The organism is Sphingobacterium sp. DR205, assembly GCF_011064245.1.
Lineage (GTDB): Bacteria > Bacteroidota > Bacteroidia > Sphingobacteriales > Sphingobacteriaceae > Sphingobacterium > Sphingobacterium athyrii.
In genome coordinates, this window is record NZ_CP049333.1 from 1,973,756 (window position 1) to 1,991,010 (window position 17,255).

Sequence of the window (17,255 nt, forward strand, 5' to 3'; positions counted from 1 at the left end):
GATATGAAAAACCGAACAACTGAAAATAATAGCAATCAATCTGTTATGAGAAGATTGAAGTTTAACCTTTCTTATACCACAGCTTTAGCAGCAATTTCCCTGGCAATATTTGCAAGCTGTGAAAAATATGTTGACATCAAAACGCAGGGGCAACTGACTCCGGGTACGATTGAAAATTATCGTTATCTGCTGAACAATACAAATGCATTTGAAGCTGCACCTTCTATTTCTGATATGGCGGCTGATGACCTGGAAATTATAGATGGTAGTGCACAGCAGAAGGGTCTGGTGAGTAGCGATTATTATGGCTACTATAGCCGGGCTTATCAATGGTCAGATGTGATCTATCCAATTGAAAATTTGTATCATAAAGATGATACATGGGGTGCGCTGTACAATACGATTGCCTATGCAAATACGGTGATCAACGAGGTCCCGTCGGTGACGGATGGAAGTGATCTGGAAAAGGAGGAATTGATGGCCGAAGCCAAAATTCATCGCGCCGCCGCTTATCTGATGCTGGTCAATACCTATGCCAAGCCCTACCAACAGGCAACAGCAGGCACTGATCTGGGGGTTCCACTGTTGCTGTCCCCGTCGACAGAGCAACCTTTGGTAAGGGTGCCTGTGCAGAGGGTCTATGATGCCATTCTAAAGGATATTCAGGAGGCGACTCCATTGTTGCCAAATGAGCAGCAATATACGACGCTGCCCAGCAAGGCCGCCGCATATGGATTGCTGGCACGTACTTATCTTTACATGAACAGCTATAGCGAGGCTGCTGCTGCGGCAGATCAGGCCCTGGCGCTAAACAGTACATTGATTGATTTGACTGCTTTGGATCAGCTGACGGCCTCCAATTACCCCAAAAGAGTATTTAACCAGGAGATTCTGCTATCAAAGGTACCTGTAAATGGCGTATCCGCTTATACCCCAACGGCCTTTCGTTTGAGCAGCGACCTGATCAAACTATTTGGAGAAGATGACCAACGCTATAATTTATTTACCGTGAATGGTGACATTATTTCGTCTTGGGATGTATACGAAGGCCGATATTACTACCTGGATTACGTCATGAACGAAGGCCGAAATGTCGGGCCCACCGTTCCTGAAATGCTATTGATTAAAGCGGAGAGCGAAGCGCGAAACAATAAACCCGCAGCGGCAATGGCCTTAGTCAACCAGCTTCGGGCCAAGCGAATCCTTTCGAAGGGAACCGTCAATCTATCGGCTAGCGACGCGAATGATGCCTTGCTTAAAGTCGTTGCAGAGCGCCGCCGGGAATTTATGTTCCGCATGCTGAGATGGTGGGATATGCGCCGCTTGAAAGATGATGCATTATTCCAAAAGACATATACGCGTACATTTGCCGGTAAAACAGTTTCCCTTGCGCCAAATAGCAATCGCTATGTGTTTCCAATAGCACAGTATGAGATTAATTTAAGTCCAGAAATTGTTCAAAATCCATAAAAAATTAAACAAACTATTCATATGAAAACAAAACAATCATTGGGAGCAATGTTGGGTACAGCATTTCTTGGTGTTGCTGCCTCTGTACAAGCACAAACGCCTAATTTTAAAGTGATTCCCGAATTGCCAAAAGAACGTGATACCATACAATTTGTATATGACGCCCGTAAGACAAACCTGAAAGATGCGCAGTCCATTTCGGGTACCCTGACGGGATACCAGGATTTTCGTTGGGTGCAGAATACCTTAAAGTTTACCAAAAAAGATTCCATTTGGACGGCGAGTTATATTGTTCCGGAGAAGATGGCGCTGGTCAATTTTGCGTTTCAGGCAGATACGCTTTATGATCGGGGGGGCGATCTAACTTATTCTTATTTGATTTCTGGAAAAGACGGGAAACAGGTCTCGGGTGGTATGATCGGATGGGGCATGTTACGCACACCGGATATCGTTCCGGGGACTCCTTTCGTAGTGGATAAATCCGCCTATAAAACCGATGAGATATTGATCATGTGGGCCAAATATGAGTTGCAAGGACATCCTGAAAATAGATTTAAAGTATTATATCCTGTCGCCAATGCCTTGAAGCATATCAATACAGCTGAATCGCTGTCAAAACTCCAAAATGAGCTGAATGCCCTGCAGTCCATGCCTAATGTGAAAGAAGAGGATTTATTGCAGGTATTTAGGGTATATAAAGAGGTGCTGAACGATACGGTGAAAACAAATGAGTTGGAACAAAAGATCCGTCTACAATATCCGCAGGGACAATATGTCAAGGATCAGCAACGATTGGCAGATTTTAATCTTATTCAAAAAGCAAAAACGGATGACGAGCGATTGAAAGCCGCAATGGACTTTGTGGATAAGCACCCTTATCGTGAATCGGAAGTTGCCTTTAACGAGGCTCATCGGATCAGTCATATCAGTGCTTATTGGACGATTTCTGTCTATACCAGTATGAAGAATGATTTTGAAATGTATAAAAAATATGTGTCAAAAGCTGAACCTTACATGTCTCTGGCAAATGTCATCTACAGGAGTATTTCCGTTCCTTACATTTCACAGAACTCAAAAACAGCCAAAGAAATTTTGCCCTATACCCGCGTTGTACTGGATCGCTTGAATTATTATAAGGATAATTTTCAGGGCGACGAATATAGCCGGCTGTATTATGCTAATGCCGCTTTGTTTGCCAAAATATTGGCAGATAATGCACTTTTTGATGAGGCATTTGTTTACGCTACTGCTGCTAAAAGTGAGAAAGGCTTTGAAGATGCTAGCTTAAATGACACATTCACGCGCATATTAAAAGCACAGGGTAAGAGAAAGGAATTGAAAGAAAGCCTCGAAGCTAGTTATCGGGTCAATCAGAGCTCGCCGTATATGTTGGATTTAATGAAAGAGATCTACATTGCCGAAAAAGGAAATGATAAGGGATATACCGATTATCTGTCCGGTCTTAAGGATGCCAATCTTCAGGGCGAATTAAAGAATAAGGTTCTTCAGCAATTGGTCAATAAAAATGCACCGGCATTTCAATTAAAAGATCAATTTGGAAATACAGTGACATTAGAACAGCAAAAGGGAAAGATCGTTATTCTTGATTTTTGGGCCTCATGGTGTGCACCTTGCAAGGCCGCTTTTCCAGGAATGAAAATAGCTGTCGAACACTTTAAAAATGACCCCAATGTTGTCTTTTATTTTGTGGATACACAAGAAAAGCGCCCGGACGCAAAGGAATATGTTGCTAATTACGTAAAAGAAAATAATTATCCATTCACCGTCTTGCTCGATACAGAAAGCAGTGTGTCAAAAAGTTTTGGCGTAGGCGCAATCCCGCATAAAATAGTTGTCGATAAAAACGGCAAAATTCGATTCTCTGAAGTGGGGTATATGGGAAGCGCTTCGGAGCTATCCGACGAAATTATTGAAATGGTCAGTGTGTTAAAATCAGGAAAATAAAAGAATAAACAATTTATAAGGATGAGAATGAACAAAATTGCGATTGCGTTAACTTCGGTTTTTTTATTTGCTGTGGGGCAGCTATCCGCGCAAAATATTAAAAGCAAAGATGTTGTTTTTAAATCAAAAGCAGACAGTATTACCATAGGGGCGACTATTTCGTCGCCGGAAAAGGCAGGTAAATACCCCGCAATAATTATTGCTTCGGGGACAGGAGCGCAGGATCGTGATGGGACCATGGGCGGTACCAAGATGTTTGCGCGTATTGCCAATTATCTGACGCCAAAAGGATACATTGTCCTGCGGATGGATGACCGTGGTGTAGGTAAAACCACGGGCGAATACCGCTATGCAACGACAGCGGATTTTGCACTGGATGTATTGGGCGCGGTGGAATTTTTGAAAGCCGAAAAGAATGTTGACCTCAATCATATCGGTCTGCTAGGACATAGCGAAGGGGGAGCAGTTATTTCTATAGCGGCTTCCAAAAGTAAAGATGTGACATTTTTAGTGAGTCTGGCTGGCCTGGCTTCAAATGGTCTGGAGTCGCTATTTGTGCAAAATGAAAATTTGGTCAATAACTCCCCCTTACCAGAAGTCGACAAAAAAAGGTCCAATGAAATCAATCGCCTGATGTTTGCGACTGCTTTTCAATATGCTACCTCTGATAGTCTGGAAAGTAAGTTAAATGCTGTATACAACTACTGGAAGCAAAAAGATGATAGCTATTTTAAGACACTCGGTATTGAATTTGATCACTTCCGTTTTCCGATCTGGTCTTATGTGCAATATGCGATCGGCCCCTGGTACCGTTATTTTGTAAAATATGAGCCGCAGCTTTTTTTAGGTAACGTGGAAGTACCGATCTTGGCGATCAATGGGAGTAAAGACGTTTTTGTAGATCCGGTAAATTTAGATTATTGGAAGCAATATAGCCGATCGGGGCAGCAGGGAAAGGTAACGACGCTACTATTGCCAAATGTAAACCATTTGTTGCAGCCTTGTAAGGAATGTACGCCATCAGAATATAGCAAACTTGGTGACATACCCGACAGTACATTGGATTCAATTGTAAAATGGCTGGGTCAAACGGTTAAATAATCATGCAGAAGGTTATTTTTATTATATTCTTCTTGGGTGCGCTAGGAAATAGTGTCTCGGCTCAACAGATGGACAATATCAAATCGCTCGATAGAATTATTGAATCCATCAACAAGAAAGATGCGGATGCACTGCTTTCAATGATGGCTGACACAGCAACGATCGGTAATCTTCCCAAACTGAATAATACTATTGCGGTGCCGGATATACTGAAAAAATTTTCGGCGATTAATACGTTTAAAGTTATCCATCGAAATCAACAGGATAATGGCGATGAATTGATTCAAGTAGAAGTCACTTATCACGATGGAAAACCGGGGAAGCCTACTTTTTTGTTCAATAAACAGGGGCAGATCGTTAATCTGGGCATTATTAAGGGAAGATTGAAAGGTGATCCTGAAAAAGCATTGTCCGACGCCCTGACTCGTTCGCGGTTGCCTGATACATTAAGCATTCCGTTTCGATTGGTTAACGGTCTGATCTACATCGAATCGACACTGAACGGCACTAAGGGCTGCTTCCAGTTCGATAGCGGTGCGCCGGTAATTATCTTGCGGAAGAAATTTGTGGATGCGGATAAGATTAGGCCGGATGTATCTGTCGATTTCTTTGGTGTTGGCGGGCAAATGGACGGTGTCGTCTGGTCGGCGGACAATAGTTTGGCAATCGGAGCACTAGTGCTGGACAATTTTGAAGCTCCGGTTTCGAATATGGCTGACATGGCTCTCGAAGACGGTACGCCAATTTTTGGATTACTTGGAATAGGTTTGCTCAAGGATTATCAGTTCACTTTGGATTATGCCCAGCAGTTATTACTGCTGGAGCGGATAGACAATAGCGGTGAGCTACTCGCGAAGGAAATTCTGAAAGGTAAATTAATGGGGCGTTTTCCGTTGCGGATGAAGAGACATATTCCAATAGTGGATATCGCGTTTGGAACAAAAACATACCCAATGGGGATAGATTGTGGGGCAAATGCCAACGTGTTGAAGAAATCGCTTGATACAACACTGAAACCCTTTATTGATTACGAAGAGGGCGAGGTGGACATCAATGGTGTAAATGGTACCAGCAAAGGAAACCGTATCGCTTATATGATGCGGGGAAAATTGGGCGGACTTCCCTTGCAGGATATGTACACGGTGATCACAGATCAATCTATTGGTGGAGGCATTGGCCATGATGCGCTGCCCATTGATGGGCTGTTGGGTACCCCATTTTTAAATCAGTACAAAATGACGCTAAATTTTAAGAAAAATACAATCAGTTTTTATTGATGCCATAAAAAAGCGAAAAGGGGCTTTTTTTCCTAATAGAAAGCATCTTTTTAACTTTTAAAATACCTGAAGCGCAGGTAACTTTACGTGTATATTATAAGGACAGCGAAGAGGGACGTCATCCGGCAGGAGGATTGTCCCTTTTCTTTTGTCCGTTATTTTCCTTTCAGATTTATCCGATTTAAGTCATAATGATGGCATACGTCTTTTTACCAACTTGATGGATCTTCCTGTCTTTCGAGGCGAAAACATGGATTTTATATTTGTACGCATAAAAAATTAAGGAAAATATATGAATTTAAAGAGCAGTCTAAATACTGTTGTAGGTTTAGGAATACTCGTCAGTGTTTTTTCGTGTCAGAGCAAAGGAACGCCGGCAGCAAACCCTTCAGCCCCGGAAGTATCGGTACATCAGGTTCAACTTGGAAACGGAATTTCCAAAAATACATACTCGGCCTCTATCGAAGGGATCACAAATGTAGAAGTGAGGCCGCAGACATCGGGTTATTTAAGTAAGATCTTTGTCGATGAAGGTGCCTATGTACATGCGGGGCAGGCGCTCTTTAAAATTGATGATCGACCTTTTGTAGAACAATACAAAACTGCCAAGGCTGCTGTACATGTCGCGGAAGCAAATTTGAAAAATCTTAAAATTGATCTCGACCGCAAGGTCGAGCTTGTGGACAATAAAATTGTATCTGACCTACAGGTCACCCAGGCCAAAGCTTCGTATGAAGCATCGCTTGCGAGCCTCGAACAGGCCCGGGCGACAATGAATGCGGCTAAAATAAACGTTGACTTTTGCCTGGTAAAAGCTCCAGTATCGGGTTATATCGGCCGTATTCCTTATCGCTTGGGAAGTCTGGTAAATGCCGCTTCGGTAGAACCGCTGACCTTGCTGACGGATATCAATCAAGTGTATGCTTATTTCAGCATGAGTGAGGCTGATTTTGTGAATTTTCAGGATAAAAAAAATAGTTCATCGGACAGAGATTCGGTAGACCTGATCTTATCGAATGGAAAAAAATATACACAAAAAGGTGTCATTGATGCGGTGACGGGACAGTTTGATAAAAATACGGGATCGATATCGATTCGGGCGCGCTTTGCCAATCCAAATAGGCAGCTGCGGGCTGGGAATACGGGCCGGATCGAGATGACTGCAGCGCTGGACGATGTCCTGCTTGTTCCGATAAAAGCGACATTGGCTGTGCAGGATAAAATTTATACTTATAAACTGGATAAAGACAATAAGGCTGAACAGGTGGAACTGCAGATCGCGGGAAAAACCACCGAAGAGTATTATGTCAAGTCCGGATTGCAGGCCGGTGACCGTGTGATCACAGGTGGCCTGGGGTTTGTGCGGCCAGGTGCTGTCGTAAAACCTAAAAAGTAAGTTATATCTATCGACGCAGCACAATTTGCTGGGTCTTATTTATCAAAATATTATGCTAAAAAAAATAATAAAACGGCCGGTACTCGCGACCGTTATATCGATACTATTGGTTATTTTGGGCGTGGTGGCGATGACCTCCTTGCCGATCACCAAATTCCCCGAAATCGCGCCGCCCACGGTGACGGTGATGGCGACATATCCCGGAGCGAGTGCAGAGGTTATCTCAAAATCGGTAGCTCCGCCGTTGGAAAATGCGATCAATGGGGTAGAAAATATGGACTACCTGACTTCAACGGCTAGTAATGACGGAAGTTTGATGGTCAGCGTTGTCTTTAAGCTCGGTACCGATCCGGATCAGGCTGCGGTAAACGTGCAGAATAGGGTCTCCCAGGCCACGAGCATGTTACCAGCTGAGGTCAATCAAATTGGTGTGACGACCATGAAGCGGCAGAATAGTATGGTGGCCATGGTGACCTTGTATGCCGATAAAAAGGGGATTGATGAGCTCTTTTTGGAGAATTATGCCAAAATCAATATTGTTCCCGAGTTAAAACGTATCACCGGTGTGGGGGACGCACAGGTATTTGGCAACAAGGATTATTCGATGCGCATATGGTTAGATCCACAACGCATGGCTGCTTACGATATCAGCCCCGAAGAGATTACAGCAGCCATACAGGCACAAAATAAGGAGGCAGCTCCGGGCAAGTTTGGCGAAAGCTCCAAGGAGGCGATCGAATACACCATTCGCTATCAGGGAAAGTATACCGAACCCGAACAGTATGAGCATATTATTCTGCGGGCCAATAACAACGGTTCGTCTTTATTGCTCAAAGATGTTGCCCGGGTGGAATTTGGCTCTTATACCAATACCGTAACCACAAGTTTTGACAACAAGCCTGCGGTCATGGTTGCTTTGTATCAGACCGCAGGATCGAATGCAAATGCGGTGGAAATTGCGATGAATGAGCGTCTGAAAGAATTATCAGCGTCGTTTCCTCCCGGATTAAAATATAAAGTTCCGTATAGTTCAAAAGAGTCCTTGGATCAATCGATAAAGCAGGTGTTGAGTACACTCCTGGAAGCATTCATCCTGGTATTTATTGTGGTATTTATCTTCCTGCAGGATTTTCGGTCAACCTTGATACCAGCTATTGCAGTACCGGTGTCTATTGTCGGAACCTTTTTCTTTATGCAGGTATTTGGCTTTTCGATCAATTTATTGACCTTATTTGCGCTGGTGCTCGCCATTGGTATTGTGGTGGATGATGCCATTGTGGTGGTTGAGGCTGTACATGCCAAAATGGAGAAAAAGAAGCTGAATGCTCGTTCGGCAACGATGTCTGCCATGAGTGAGATCACTGGCGCCATCATTTCGATTACTTTGGTCATGTCTGCCGTCTTTATACCTGTCGCTTTTATGGATGGTCCTACCGGGGTATTCTACCAGCAGTTTGCATTGACATTGGCCATGGCGATCTTGATATCTGCAATCAATGCATTGACATTAAGTCCGGCGCTCTGTGCAATCCTGCTAAAATCTCACGACCATCACCAGGATGTAAAGGTTTCTTTCAAACAGCGTTTCTTTGCTGGATTCAATGCCGGATTTGATAAGTTGACCAATCGTTATGCCAAGTCCATTATCTTTTTGATCAAAAAGAAATCAGTAGCTTTCGCTGGTCTGATACTCTTTATTGGTCTTTTTGTCTATGCCTTTCGGTCAACGCCAACGGGTTTTATTCCGGATGAAGACCAGAGTTTCTTGATGGTACTGGCAAATGACCCTCCGGGAGCTTCCCTGGACCGGACAAGCAAACACCTTAAGCAAGCTGAAAACTTGTTGAAGGATCATCCTGCAATCGAAAGTATCATCAATATATCAGGGCTCAATATGATGAGTTTCAGTACGTCTTCATCTGCCGGAGCGATCATGCTGCGCCTGAAGCCCTTGAAGGAGCGGGGGGAAGTACGGGATATCAATCAATTGATCGGCCAGTTTCAAGGGATATTAGCCCAACAGGATGAAACGACATTTTTAGTGGCCGGGATGCCTACTGTTCCGGGATTTGGAAATACCTCGGGGCTTGAAGTCGTTTTACAGGATCGTAATTCGGGTACTTTACAAGCTTTTAATGACGTATCGAATTCATTTGTGGGCAGTCTGATGCAGCGCCCCGAAATAGCTTTTGCGTTCACCACTTTTAATGCCTCTTTTCCGCAGTATGAGATGAAAGTGAATGAAGGGCTGGCAAAACAGCTCAGCCTCAATGTGAGTGATGTATTGGCGGCGATGCAAGCCTACTACGGCAGCATGCAGGCCTCTGATTTTAATCGTTTTGGGAAATATTATCGGGTGGTGCTGCAATCCGAACCTGGATTCCGGGCTGATCCAAAGTCGATCGAGACCATTAGCATCAAGAACAAATTGGGACAGATGGTGCCCTTGAAGAGCGTGGTTGATTTAAAGCCGGTATCGGGGCCTGAAAATGTGGAACACTTTAACCTTTTCAATGCCATTAATCTCACCATCATGACAGCCCCGGGCTATAGCACAGGACAGGCCATGGCGGCAATTGAAGAGGTGGGTAAATCTTCCCTGCCGCAGGGATATACCGTCGATTGGAAGGGAATGGCACGCGAGGAGCGGGGAGCCTCGGGACAGACGGCGGCAATCTTTGGACTCTGTATTGTTTTCGTGTATTTCTTGTTATCAGCGCAATACGAAAGTTATATTTTGCCGTTTGCCGTGCTGTTGGCAATTCCTGTGGGGTTACTGGGGGTATTCTGGGGAATATCCATCGGTGGGCTATCCAACAACATCTATGTACAGGTGGCCTTGGTCATGCTGATCGGACTGTTGGCCAAGAATGCAATTTTGATCGTGGAATTTGCCTTGCAAAGGCGCAAAGCCGGAAAACCATTGGCAGCAGCAGCTATTGAGGGTGCAAAAGCGCGTTTGCGGCCTATCCTGATGACTTCCCTTGCATTTATAGCGGGCTTGATCCCACTATTGACGGCGATAGGGCCTTCAGCTATCGGTAACCATTCGATCGGATATGCGGCGGTCTTCGGCATGTTGGCCGGAACAGTACTGGGTGTCTTTTTTACACCGATCCTATTTGTCGTGTTCCAATATGTACAGGAACGGGTAAGCGGTAAAGCGATTGATCCAAAAGATTGGGAATATGAAGAACAGCTGTTGCAGGAACAGCATTAAAAAAGTTCAGAAATTAGTAAGAATATGATAATGAGATCAAAAAATATTTTTTCGTGGGGACTAGCGTTGGGTCTATTGACCATGATCGGATGCCAAACGAATAAAGAAATTCCAAAGTTGCAAAAGGAACAGCTGCCAACAGAATTTTTAAGTAGGAGCGCGTCCTTAGCGACTGATACAAGTGCAAACCTTGCGGAGCTTTCCTACCGCGATTTCTTTAGCGACGAACAATTGATTGCCTTGATCGACAGCGGCTTGCAGCGTAATAATAATATGCTTGTTGCAGTCAAACAAATTGAATCTGCTCAAGAAACATTGAAGCAGATGAAGTGGGGCTATCTTCCGACGGCCGACCTGTCTATCGGCGCTGCTTCCATCAACAGACCATCCAACAATAGTATGAATGGTATGATGGCCAGCCAATTTATGGGCAAATCGTATATGGAAGACTATTCCTCCACACTGTCAATATCCTGGGAGGCGGATATCTGGGGTAAGATCAAAAATCAGAAGGCGGGAGCATTAGCGGCGTACTTGTCACAAAAGGAAGCCGCTAATGCGGTGCGAACAGGATTGATCGCGGGCATAGCCCAAGGCTATTATAACCTGTTATTGTTCGATCAGCAAAAGATCATTAGCCAGCAGAACTTGGCCATTATAGATAGTACATTACACATCACCAAAGTGCAGCAGCGTCTTGGACTGAGCAATTCGCTGGCGGTGCAACAAATGGAAAATAGCCGCGACAATTTGCTGAAATCTATCCGTATCATAGCAGAAAATACGGCTATTCAGGAAAATGCACTGTCTGCGCTTGTCGGAAAATTACCGGCTTTGCAAACGGGCAGGGGAAGCCTGCTGGCGCTGAAAGAACGCACCGTATTCGGTACCGGCGTGCCGGCGGCAATGTTGAGCAGAAGGCCGGATATCAAGGCTGCTGAATATGCTTTCTTACAGACGGTATCGGATGTAAAGGTCAGTCGGGCCAATATGTATCCTGCGCTACGGATCACGGCACAAGGCGGATTGAACTCGTTTACGTCAAGCAATTGGTTCAATATTCCCGGATCTTTGTTTGGGATGGTGTCTGGATCATTGACACAGCCTTTGCTGCAAGGAAGACGACTGAAAACTGCGCTCAACCAAGCTGTCATCCGCTCCGAACAGGCCGAACTACAGTTTAAAGAAGCGGTGCTGCAGGCAGCAAGTGAAGTGTCTACCACGATGGAACAAATTGCTTCCCTTCAAGATCAACAACGCTATAATGACCAATTGGTCGAACGTAATCGACAGCTGATCCAACAGGCAAAAATTTTATTTAAGAATGATATGGCAACCTACCTGGAGGTGCTCGCAGCGCAGCAGAGCAAACTGCAGGCGGAGCTCGATCAGATGCAGGTGAAAAGCAAAATGTTATATGCAGAGGTAGCACTTTATAAAGCGCTGGGTGGGGGGCTGAACTAACAAGGCCCTCCAAAATCAGTGGATTTTAACACTATAATTATGGTTGCAACGAAAGATTTTATACTACGGGCCATCGAGGATTCGAAACCGGTATTTCTGAATCAGGGCTTTCAAAAAGCGAAAGTCGTGGATATTTTGACGTCGACAAAAATCTCCAAAGCAAAATTCTTTCGGTACTTTGGCGGTATGATAGGCATCATGGAATTGACAATCTACCATGAGCTATCGCAGTGTTATCGTTTAATTGCGCTGAAAATTCAACATACAAAAAATAGGGAAGAACTGTTGGGAAATATCATTGCGATGCGAAAAAAACTTGTTGCCGGAAATCCCATCCTCAAGCAATATTTTGCAACAAAAGACTTTTTTTCCACACGATTGGAGCCGTTGAAGAAAGCAATCAAACAAAATGAAGGTGACTTGTTGCAGGGCTTTTTGGAAAAATATTTTTTTTCTGAGCCGGACATCACGTATTTTAAGTATTGTATCACGAAAGACAGCTGAGATGGTTAAAGAAATAACAAAGCTCTCGTTTAAAGATTATCTATCGGAAAAAGCGATGGATAACAGGTTTTATCAGGGTCTGATTATGTATCGGTCCACAAAAGCCGAAATTCAGCATTATTTATGCCGTCGGCCCATCCGCATTGATCATTTGGGCATATGTTTGATACGGAAAGGAAGATTAAAATTATCACTTAATTTTGTCGATCATATACTTGAAGCTGACACCATGTATTTTTTGTCGCCCATGGTCGTTATGCAGGTGATGGAGAGTTCGGACGATATCGAGATGTACACGCTGTTTACGGAGTTTGATTTTTTTCAAAAAATAGGACTTCCTGTTTATAAAGTCTATTCCATGGAGAAATTGGGGCATGAGAATGACACGATCCTTCACCTTGATAAAAGCGATTCAAACCGCTTTTATGAATATTTGATGAATTTAGAATATCAGAATACGGCGCCGCAGGAGGCGCTATTCCGTCTGGAAATCATCAAAATGACGCTGATGCTACTTTTCTATGAGATCAGCGCAAAGGTGAGTAACAACCTGGAGCGTACAAGCGCCGGATTTGAGCGCAAAAATAGGATGGTGATGGAGTTTTTGAACCTGGCATCCCTTCATTTTAAAACCCATCGGTCGGTACAGTATTATGCCGACCGGTTGTTTATCTCGAGAAAACATCTGACCCGTATTGTGAAAGATGTAACTGGCTTTGGCCCAAAGGCCATCCTCGAGGAAATTGTGATTTCTGAGGCCGTTATTTTAATGAATGTATCCAGTATGTCGGTAAAGGATGTGATGCAGGAACTTAATTTTTCGGATTTTGGTACATTTAGCAAATTTTTTAAAGGCCATCTTGGGCAATCCCCCTTGGTATACCGCAGTCACAAAAATGAATAACTTATAGGTACAGTTGGGAATCATCAGCTTTAATATTAGCACTGAGGTTATTTTGTTTTTCTAAGTATCAGCGTGCTGGTAGAAGATGGAATTTCGTAACGATTGAGTTTATCTTTCTTGATCCCTTCAATTTCATAGCCACTTTCCGGATTGACGTTTAGTAAAAAATTAGGCACCATAGTCGATTGACTTGTATTAAAATTTAACACCACACTTTTATCCGTTTGATTGTATGTCAGTGTTTCGATTTCTCCGGCATCAGTCGTCAGCCATAAATTTTCTTTTGCCAAGAAAATGCGGCCTTTGGAAGCTGTTTTTATGGCCACTTCGATGTTGCTTTTAGCTACTTTGAGATTTCCGCTGAATGCCAGCCAGCCAAATTCGGGATGTTCCAGGATATAAGTGCCTGAATTGACAGCATAACCATAAAACCCGGTCCCGTAATCACCCGATATACCATCGTTAGCTAATGTCGAAGGATAGGAGTGGAATGCTGCAGGACCAAAGCCATCTGTGGTGACATTGGCCAATGCGCCCATCATACCGGCGTGGCCTACACGAAGGAGGTAGAAATCATCCGGATGGTCCCGGTATTCGGTTAATACCGGGATCGCATTTAAAGCTGAACCATAATGATGAAGCTGACGTTCGATTCGGGATAATTTACCGCCATAGACAAAATCCCAGTAGCGACGGGCACTACCGTTGTATCCCCAATGCGGCACGGTAGGCATATATGCTAGAATGGCATTTAAGGTAACCCGGGTTTTGTCGTCAAAACCAAAGTAGCGAGACCATAAGTAGACTTCTTCCTGACCGGTTGAATCCCAGGGCATTTCACTCCCGAATGGATAATCAAGGCTTTTCCAGTGTTCGGCACGTTTACGCATCACAGCTTCCAATTGATTAGCTTGATCTGTGAAACCCTCACGACGCAGATCCTGGAGGACAAGCAAAAATATGCTGCCTTCCATCTGTCCGAACTGTGCATAATAAGGTGCTTTTTCGATCATCGCCATGCTGGTTTGAAAAGCACGGTCTAAATAGATATCCCAGCTTTCTTCTTGTATCAGATTGCGGTAGTTGCGAGCGAGTCGATACATGACCCAATGTGCTGCCGCAACATGGGGATAATTGTAGGAGCGTCCGATGTTATCGGCTTCTTTTTTAGGCCATGCCGACCAGGTCTTCCAGTTGATATCCGTTCGGTAGGTGCCTGCTGGCATAGTATCCGGTTCGTAGTAAAATAAGCTCTTGACCACCCCATATTTTTGACTGCCTTCCCTGTGCTGGATATGACCATACATCGTTTCATTGACAAAACGTTTTAATTTGCTGATCTCAGCAGGATTGGGTTGTAAGACCTGTTTCATGATAGCTGCCAGCCAACTTGCTGCTCCGGCTTCATCGCTCAGGCCGGCATACCAGGCGCGCTGTTCTTGGGTAACGAGTTTTTTTTCTTCGTAATCGTAGGTGATAACAGATGGTGACCGGCCAAAAAGATCTTTGTCATTCTCGTACCACTGTGTGGTTGTCAGGAAATTTCCAAGATCATTGACCACATCTCTTTCGGCTTTGATGACTTTATACTGAATCGTTTGTTCGATACCATCCTGATAGGTAATGGTCAATCTCGCCCGGCCCCATTGCTGCCCCTTTATCTCATACTGATGCCATTTGTGCGGAGTGTCTTTCAGCTTGGAAACGGTTAAAGCACCTTCAGGGTAAACAGCTACATTTTTTATTGTTTTGTGGTATTTGACAAATAGTTTGACCGGACTATCCAAAGGAACAACATAGCCCGGAGCTCCGATCGCTACGGGTCTGTCGTTTTTTAAAAGCGTGCTTTCAATTTCTCTTATACTCGGTGCCAGTGCAAATCTGAGGGCAACTATTTTGGACTCATTGGGTTTTAATAGGGTTGAAGTCGCCATGTTCCATTGTTCTACTCCCTTCCACTCGGTTTCGGCAAGTGCCTTGCTGTGGATCATCCATTCATGAAAACCTTCGAACGTGATACTTTTTGGTGTCGGGTCACTATTCAGGGGATTGTATGCTTCGAATCCAGCATTGATATAGGGCAAGACTAATAGGCTCGGTCCGTTTCCATGTAAATGGTTGACTTGCATATAACCTGCATCTTTACCGATATAGGGGTCGAAAAAAACATTTTGTGCATGTGCTTGGTTCAGGTTTTTCCAATCCATATTGTTATTGAATGGAAGGGGTATTCCCAATGATCCGATTTCAATTGCCTGATCGGTAGGATTTGTTAGCTGAAATTTTAGGATCAGATCGCCCCCAGCATTCTCCCAGCTGCGCTTGACTTTTAGGGGAATGTCGCCTAATGTCGGCGTGATGTCCGCGGCAGCTAAGATCGTTTTGGAAGGGGACAATTCGATTACCCTCTTGCGGTCTTTGGCTGAAGAATAATACGACCAATGCGTTTCTCCCTGACGTTTAAGACCGACGTTGATGTCGCCGATATGAAAGAAATTGTTGCGGTCCCGTTTTGCTAACATTTCCACAGGCGTATAGTCGAAAGCAGCATCACCATTTAGTGGCTGAAAGGCTGATAAAGTCTGTGAGTTATTGAGCACCTTTATTTTTAATTTAGCTAAAGCAAAGCTTTTGGATCCCTGATCGATACCCAGAGTCGCAGGCTGGCTTTTGGTAGCTTTCCATACGGGGTGCTCATCCTGCTGGCTGAATACAGGATTGGTCTGCTGGACACAAAATAAAGTAATTAGGATGTAGTAACTATTCTTTAAATTCATATTGTCAGGTTTATAAACTTATTGTTCTGTATGGATCGGAAAGTAAACCGGTACAAATTTGATTTATTGAGCGCTCTTTTAATTGCCAGATTTTAACCTAATACAGTACGTTTTTGATATTTCCACTGAACGAGTTGTTTTGTAAACATCTAAATGTTAAATTTAGTGTATAAATGACGTTTATTAAAAATCATTTTAACCTTAAACGATTCTAATTTATGAAACCAATTCAATACCAAGTACCTATTCCCAAAGATAGGACCGTTTTTATTCAGGAGGATTTGTTGGATAAGTTTTATCCTTATATGCATCGTCACGAGGAGTACCAGTTAATTTGGATCAAGGAGGGGACGGGGCAGCTATTGGTCGATGATAATGTACATCATTTTGAACGCGGCGATATTTTCCTTTTAGGCTCTAACCAGGCGCATGTTTTTAAAAATGATTTTATGGACGGATTTGTTCAGTCTGTTTCTGTCTTTTTTAATTTAAAAGGAACATTGTCCGGGATCTTGAATTTGCCTGAATTAAGTATGCTGCTGGATTTTATTGATAAAAATGGACGCGGCTTTAAAGTCCCTAAAACACATCTGCCACAAGTCAGTAGGAGAATAGAGGCGCTCAAAAATTCGGATAGTCTAGGTCAGCTTGTTAGTTTTTTTTATCTGTTAAAGTCATTAAATCGACTTTCATTGAATCTTAAGCCCCTTTCGGGGGTTACTGCCGCTGATTTTGTCACAGGTGGTTCGTTTCGAATTGCGACCTTATGTGATTTTCTCGAAAATAATTACAAGGAGAATATCGGTCTCAATGAGATCGCCGAAAAGGCTAATTTGACTCCGCAGGCCTTCTGTCGTTATTTCAAGAAAAGTACGGGGAAAACGTTCATTTCTTATTTGAATGAATTGCGGGTAAGAGAGGCCTGCCGTTTACTTGGCGGAAAAGACTACGACTGCATTTCGATCGTTGCTTATAACGCCGGTTTCAATAGTGTTACCAATTTCAACCGCGTTTTTCGAAGTATCTTAGGGATCTCACCCAAAATGTATGTTGCTAATTATAGGAATTTACTTTACGGGTAGGTCTAAATGTTAATATCCAATAAGTAATTATTAAAACTCGGTTAGTATACTTCTTTTATAGTTGGTTTCTTTGATAAAAGAAAATATTTAAACTA

11 protein-coding genes are annotated in these 17,255 nt (G+C 43.5%); 10 read left to right on the forward strand and 1 reads right to left on the reverse strand.

The window, feature by feature from the left end; all coding sequences use genetic code 11:
- Nucleotides 1-3 precede the first annotated feature (3 nt).
- The 9 genes from G6053_RS08285 (at nucleotide 4) to G6053_RS08325 (ending at nucleotide 13,301) form a co-directional block, all read left to right on the forward strand.
- The gene (locus G6053_RS08285) at nucleotides 4-1,470 is read left to right on the forward strand and encodes a RagB/SusD family nutrient uptake outer membrane protein (protein ID WP_241254950.1); all 1,467 of its coding nucleotides are present in this window, start codon (nucleotides 4-6) and stop codon (nucleotides 1,468-1,470) included.
- A gap of 21 nt (nucleotides 1,471-1,491) precedes the next feature.
- Nucleotides 1,492-3,435: a TlpA disulfide reductase family protein gene (locus G6053_RS08290; RefSeq protein WP_165306145.1), complete on the forward strand. Its 1,944-nt coding sequence runs from the start codon at nucleotides 1,492-1,494 to the stop codon at nucleotides 3,433-3,435.
- A 21-nt stretch (nucleotides 3,436-3,456) separates the two neighbouring features.
- Nucleotides 3,457-4,536 (forward strand): alpha/beta fold hydrolase, encoded by a 1,080-nt coding sequence (locus tag G6053_RS08295; RefSeq protein ID WP_241254951.1) that lies wholly within the window; start codon nucleotides 3,457-3,459, stop codon nucleotides 4,534-4,536.
- A gap of 2 nt (nucleotides 4,537-4,538) precedes the next feature.
- Nucleotides 4,539-5,813 (forward strand): aspartyl protease family protein, encoded by a 1,275-nt coding sequence (locus G6053_RS08300; protein WP_165306146.1) that lies wholly within the window; start codon nucleotides 4,539-4,541, stop codon nucleotides 5,811-5,813.
- Between the two features lie 292 nt (nucleotides 5,814-6,105).
- A complete protein-coding gene (locus tag G6053_RS08305; protein ID WP_165306147.1) occupies nucleotides 6,106-7,209 on the forward strand; it encodes an efflux RND transporter periplasmic adaptor subunit in 1,104 nt (367 codons plus the stop codon).
- Between the two features lie 52 nt (nucleotides 7,210-7,261).
- Entirely contained in the window at nucleotides 7,262-10,429 is a 3,168-nt protein-coding gene (locus tag G6053_RS08310; RefSeq protein ID WP_165306148.1) for an efflux RND transporter permease subunit, read from the forward strand.
- Nucleotides 10,430-10,459: 30 nt separating this feature from the next.
- Complete coding sequence (locus G6053_RS08315; protein ID WP_165306149.1) at nucleotides 10,460-11,893, forward strand: efflux transporter outer membrane subunit; 1,434 nt, start codon at nucleotides 10,460-10,462, stop codon at nucleotides 11,891-11,893.
- 39 nt (nucleotides 11,894-11,932) lie between these two features.
- Nucleotides 11,933-12,397, forward strand: coding sequence for a hypothetical protein (locus tag G6053_RS08320; protein ID WP_108632526.1), 465 nt, complete (start codon nucleotides 11,933-11,935; stop codon nucleotides 12,395-12,397).
- A gap of 1 nt (nucleotide 12,398) precedes the next feature.
- Entirely contained in the window at nucleotides 12,399-13,301 is a 903-nt protein-coding gene (locus tag G6053_RS08325; RefSeq protein WP_165306150.1) for a helix-turn-helix domain-containing protein, read from the forward strand.
- 47 nt (nucleotides 13,302-13,348) lie between these two features.
- On the opposite strand, the gene G6053_RS08330 is transcribed toward G6053_RS08325, so the two are convergent.
- Entirely contained in the window at nucleotides 13,349-16,078 is a 2,730-nt protein-coding gene (locus tag G6053_RS08330) for a DUF5695 domain-containing protein (protein ID WP_165306151.1), read from the reverse strand.
- Nucleotides 16,079-16,296: 218 nt separating this feature from the next.
- Here G6053_RS08330 and G6053_RS08335 point away from each other — a divergent pair, with 218 nt between their 5' ends.
- Complete coding sequence (locus G6053_RS08335; protein WP_108632523.1) at nucleotides 16,297-17,160, forward strand: AraC family transcriptional regulator; 864 nt, start codon at nucleotides 16,297-16,299, stop codon at nucleotides 17,158-17,160.
- Nucleotides 17,161-17,255 lie beyond the last annotated feature (95 nt).